The organism is Priestia sp. P5_B4, from assembly GCF_056400385.1.
Genome location: NZ_JBFULJ010000275.1, coordinates 1 through 4616 on the forward strand (window position 1 = coordinate 1; position 4616 = coordinate 4616).

Here is a 4616-nt window from a genome sequence, read left to right on the forward strand (position 1 = left end):
ATATTAAAACGGATATTAACGCGCGCGGTGAACACATCCTTCCTACTCAGCAAGTCGCAGTAGGCGAATTATCGAAAGAAGAATTACGTTCACTGCAGCCAGCTGAAAACGAAACGCATCATCATCACTCTCATCATTAGATATAAGCTCACGTTCAGCGACTGTACGTGAGCTTATATTTTTCTTATGAATTTTGACTAGTTCCATTATATGTTTTTACATTTTTTTCTTATTACTTTAAAATAAAAGTGATAAACGTTTTATAAAGGAGTTTTACAGATTGAAAAAAATTGTTTCTGGTATTTTAATTTTAGTATTAGCCGTTATTGTTATGATTGAAGGAAATCCGTTAGAGCAGAACTCTTCAACGAATACCTCCTACGATGAAGTAATTACCTTCCCTGCTGATCGTTACCCTGAAACTGCAGCGCACATTCAACATGCAATCGATAAAGGAAAATCGGCTGTTTGTACAATTGACCGAGACGGGGCTGAGGAAAACCGCCGTGAGTCTTTAAAAGGCATTCCGACTAAAAGCGGCTATGACCGAGATGAGTTTCCGATGGCCTTTTGTGAAGAAGGCGGAAGCGGTGCTGATATTGAATATGTAAAGCCTTCAGACAACCGAGGCGCCGGGTCTTGGATCTCCCATCAAGTAGACGAGTTTCCTGACGGTACGAAGGTTTTAATTGAAGTGAAGTAAAAAGAATGGTCGTGATGACCTTTCTTTTTTTATATTAAAAGTCTATAAAAAATGAAAAATTGCTCTTGCCTAAAGATACTCTTCACTTTTAAAATAAAAACGTGTGTGTTACATATATGCATCATCGTTTTATAGGAGGAATGAGTTTCTTGGACAATCTATGGCAGCAGCTACTCCCTGCCTCATGGCAATTAACTTTATTTATTTTCTTTTTTGTTTATATCTTGCGCTACAAACAAGAGAATAAATTCAGCATGCAGCTTCACTTGCTGCTTAAGTTTCTTTATGCCGTTATTTTGATTTTAAATGCGGTGTTGTTTTTAGTGGAAAGTCAGCGCGATTTTCTTTTTTATGCAACGCTTTTCATGAGTATCCTGACAATTATTTTGATGGAGTTCACGCTTTCTGCAAAAAAACAGAACGAGCTTGATTTTATTTCAGCCGTTTCTTGCTGTGTTCTTCCGATTTTTATTTCTTTACTTGAACTTAGTTAATGAACCAAAGGCCTCTGATGATTCAGAGGCCTTTTTGATGTTATTGATCTTTGTTGTTACGATCCATCATATCTTTTGGATCTTCTACAATATCTTCTGGATCACGGTTGTTGTCTTTTTCATCATCTCGATACATCTTGTCATTTTTATCTACGCCAGGTACGTTATTGTTGTTGTTCATATTATCTAAGCCCGTGTTTACAAACGCCACGTATACTTTGTCGATTTTACTATCTGCTTCTCTTACGCGGTCTGCAATTTTTTGCTCAAAATCAGTTGAAACTTCATGATAAGTATCGCCGTTATACGTTACGGTGTTCACCTTGCCGTTATCATTGTTGTCCGCTGCGTCATTTCCAGCTAGGTCTACCGTTACATACGCGTTATTATTATCGCGAAGCACATATGCATCGTCAACTTCCTTCATATCTTCTACATTTTGTGCAGCTTCAACTGACTTTGTCGGCTGATCAGTGTTATCCATTGGGATATTGTTATTAACTCCATCGTTTGTAGAAGTGTTGCGTAAGTCATTTTGAGTATTGTCCATTGCGTTATTGTCTTTATTTCCTCCACATGCAGCTAAGCCGGAAAGAAAAAGAACTGAAGAAGCAATGATAAGCCCTTTTTTCATTTTTTCCATCTCCTTAAATATAGTTTGCAGTCGTATTATGCTTAATTTTTGCAAAACTATTCAAAGGAGACGGAGAAGTGAAAAAACCTTTTAAAAAAATATACTTAACGCTGYTAGCAATAGTATAAGATACATTTTAATATTACAGCTGTACTTATTCTCCTAATAGCTTTCGAACCGCTATTGAAAGCGTATTGACATGCCGTTCTACGTTTGCCGCCTCAGCAACTTGTTTCTTTTCATCGACGTTGTAAACCGGCGCTGGATTTTGTGTAATTCCGTTGATCGCTGTAGCCATAAAAGCTAGCAGATCATCTGTTGGTACAGCCGGAGAGAAATTCTTTACTTCTATTTGTTGCGTAATAAAGTCGTGAAGCTTTTTTTGAATATATTTAAGGTTAGAGACTTCAACTAGCTGATCTTCAATTTTCATAAAACGCTGAGGATCTTTTGAATACAACGCTACTAGTTCAAAGTAAATTTCTCCTCCTGCTGTCATCGATTCTTGGATATGCTCTCCAATATACATAATAAAATCATGCAGCATTTCAAAGGAATCTTTTTTTGTCTGAAGTAGGGCTTCAATTTTATCTTTTACTTTATAGCTGACGCTTTCTTGATTAAGAAGTCCAACAAATACTTCATCAAGGTTTGAAAAATATTTGTACACGCCTCCCTGACTCATTCCAGCTTCCAAAACGATATCTCGCATGGCTACATCATGCACCGGTTTGCTCTTGCATACTCTTTTGGCTGCTTCTAAAATCTCTTGCTTCTTTTTTTCAGCGTATCCTTCCCTTACTTTTGGCATTTTTTCACGCTCGCTTACTTTTTTATTTATTTTCGAATGTCTCGAGTGCATCAATAATAACCTGAGCTGCTTTTTCAGCTCCTTTTTCAGCTCGGATTTGTTTTCCGATTTCTTGTGCTCTGGATCGAATTTCATTAACTTGCGTACAGGAAATGGCTGCGGATAATTTTTCAACCGTCAATTCTTTTCTCGGAATGGCTTTTGCTCCAGCTCCTAGCTCGTGAATTTTTCTTCCCCAAGCGAATTGGTCATTTCCATAAGGAACAATAATACTTGGAACACCAGCTCGGAGGCCTTCGGCTGTTGTTCCTGCTCCTCCATGATGAACAACGGCAGACATTTTAGGAAACAGCCACTCATGAGGAATATCTTTTACAAATAAAATGTCTTCTGCTATCTCTTCCGTGCGATTCATTCCGCTTCCTCCTGTATTGATGATACCTCGTTTCCCGGCAAGTTTTAAGGCTTTAATCACTAAAGCAGTCGTTTCGCCTGCGTTTTTTTTATCACCAACACTTCCAAATCCAATATAAACTGGCGGTTCTCCAGCCTTTAAAAACCTTTCCAGCTTCTCTTCCGGCTGATAGCTATGGTCACTGTCCATAAACCAATTTCCGTAGGAATGAACGTGTTCAGGCCAATCTTTAGATACGGAAAATACAGTGGGACTTGACGAAATAATGGTTGGGTTAGCTGCTGTACGCTGCTTTGGATATGGACATGAAAAATCGTTAGGTCCTGTTCCGTGCTGCTGAACCCAATATTTTTTTAAAGGACCATTTACTACTTTCCAAAATCCCCATTCAAAAATACGATGCGTCAGCTTATTATATATTTTTCCAAATCGTGGTCGATCATAAAAAATTAAAGCTGGATAGTCTTTTGTTGGTGTCATTGGAAAAGGGCTGGCTAGAATGCTTGGTATATTCATCTCTTTAGCAGCAAAGTAACCAATTGCCGCACCTGGATGATATACAATTGCATCGGCTCCTTTGCATGCTTTGTGCAAATCTTCTTGTATATTCATCATCATACCCATCATCTTTTCATTTTTTAAGCTTGAAAAAAATTTGAGAGGATTGTCTGCATTAATCGCGTCGTCTGCTGCTCCGCTCTCTATAATTTTAGAAACATCTCCTCGAAGCATGGCATATTCGAATCCATACGATTTTATGAAGTTTTGATAAGCTTCTGAAGCCGCAATTCGTACACGGTATCCTTTCTTTTTTAGCTCTAATCCTAAAGCCATAAAAGGCTGGGTGTCTCCCCGCGTTCCTGTTGTTAACATCGTAATAAGCATCATTTCAGCCTCCTTATATTAAAACGACAATGTTGTCGTTTTAATATAATGTAACCTCCTGGAATTGATTCGTCAATGTAAAAACGACAATTATGTCGTTTTTATTACTATCCTTTATTTTCCTAAGGTGCTTTTTGTAAGGATTGCTGCTTTTAATTATAGCAAGGGAAAATTTCCTTTTTATAGTATTGTATAAAGAAAGGCTTATTCAGCTAACGGGGGCTTTAGCGAAATAAGTAATAGAGTCGTTTTAATAGAGGAATTTTAAAGAGTTAAATAGTTGAATTTGCTCGTCTTTAGTGAAGGCTGAAAACGTGGCATAATGTCTTTAACCCTTGAGAAACCGCTTCCTGAAAGAGTATTTTATCATCTCTTATCAGGAAATAATCTATGCGAAAAGAGCCTTTCCTAAAGATAAACCCGCTCTTTATAAAGAATGAAAAAAAGATGCTTCGCGTTTTAAACGAAGCATCTTTTTCAAGTACAGCTATGAATGCCTACCTACTTTTTTAAGTTAAACTGATCGTGAGGCAGCTAATTTCTCAATCGGGGCTTGTTCAATGTCTGCTGCTGAAATATTCAGCAGCTTTTCTAAAACAACCGTTATGCTCTCATTTGTCTTATTACTTTTCTTGCAGTCATTAATATGCTGATTTAATTGCTTTTTATAAGCC

At 37.5% G+C, this 4616-nt stretch carries 5 protein-coding genes; 2 read left to right on the plus strand and 3 right to left on the minus strand.

The window, feature by feature from the left end; all coding sequences use genetic code 11:
- Nucleotides 1–280: 280 nt before the first annotated feature.
- Nucleotides 281–703 (plus strand): NucA/NucB deoxyribonuclease domain-containing protein, encoded by a 423-nt coding sequence (locus tag AC1DRF_RS17340; protein WP_013057949.1) that lies wholly within the window; start codon nucleotides 281–283, stop codon nucleotides 701–703.
- Nucleotides 704–843: 140 nt separating this feature from the next.
- The gene (locus tag AC1DRF_RS17345; protein ID WP_225049451.1) at nucleotides 844–1197 is read left to right on the plus strand and encodes a DUF1516 family protein; all 354 of its coding nucleotides are present in this window, start codon (nucleotides 844–846) and stop codon (nucleotides 1195–1197) included.
- Nucleotides 1198–1237: 40 nt separating this feature from the next.
- On the opposite strand, the gene AC1DRF_RS17350 is transcribed toward AC1DRF_RS17345, so the two are convergent.
- The 3 genes from AC1DRF_RS17350 to AC1DRF_RS17360 all read right to left on the minus strand — a co-directional run bounded on the left by AC1DRF_RS17350 (nucleotide 1238) and on the right by AC1DRF_RS17360 (nucleotide 3942).
- Entirely contained in the window at nucleotides 1238–1831 is a 594-nt protein-coding gene (locus AC1DRF_RS17350; RefSeq protein ID WP_097822801.1) for a hypothetical protein, read from the minus strand.
- Nucleotides 1832–1985: 154 nt separating this feature from the next.
- Entirely contained in the window at nucleotides 1986–2693 is a 708-nt protein-coding gene (locus tag AC1DRF_RS17355; protein ID WP_241771379.1) for a TetR/AcrR family transcriptional regulator, read from the minus strand.
- Nucleotides 2665–3942: a glycosyltransferase gene (locus tag AC1DRF_RS17360; protein ID WP_427075933.1), complete on the minus strand. Its 1278-nt coding sequence runs from the start codon at nucleotides 3940–3942 to the stop codon at nucleotides 2665–2667. Before AC1DRF_RS17360 ends, AC1DRF_RS17355 begins: the two co-directional genes overlap by 29 nt.
- Nucleotides 3943–4616 lie beyond the last annotated feature (674 nt).

What these genes read in the sequence shown, in the direction of transcription:
- AC1DRF_RS17355 (WP_241771379.1), bottom strand. Translation starts at nt 2,693, where the DNA reads ATGCACTCGAGACATTCGAAAATAAATAAAAAAGTAAGCGAGCGTGAA.
- AC1DRF_RS17360 (WP_427075933.1), bottom strand. Translation starts at nt 3,942, where the DNA reads ATGCTTATTACGATGTTAACAACAGGAACGCGGGGAGACACCCAGCCT.
- AC1DRF_RS17350 (WP_097822801.1), bottom strand. Translation starts at nt 1,831, where the DNA reads ATGAAAAAAGGGCTTATCATTGCTTCTTCAGTTCTTTTTCTTTCCGGC.
- AC1DRF_RS17345 (WP_225049451.1), top strand. Translation starts at nt 844, where the DNA reads ATGAGTTTCTTGGACAATCTATGGCAGCAGCTACTCCCTGCCTCATGG.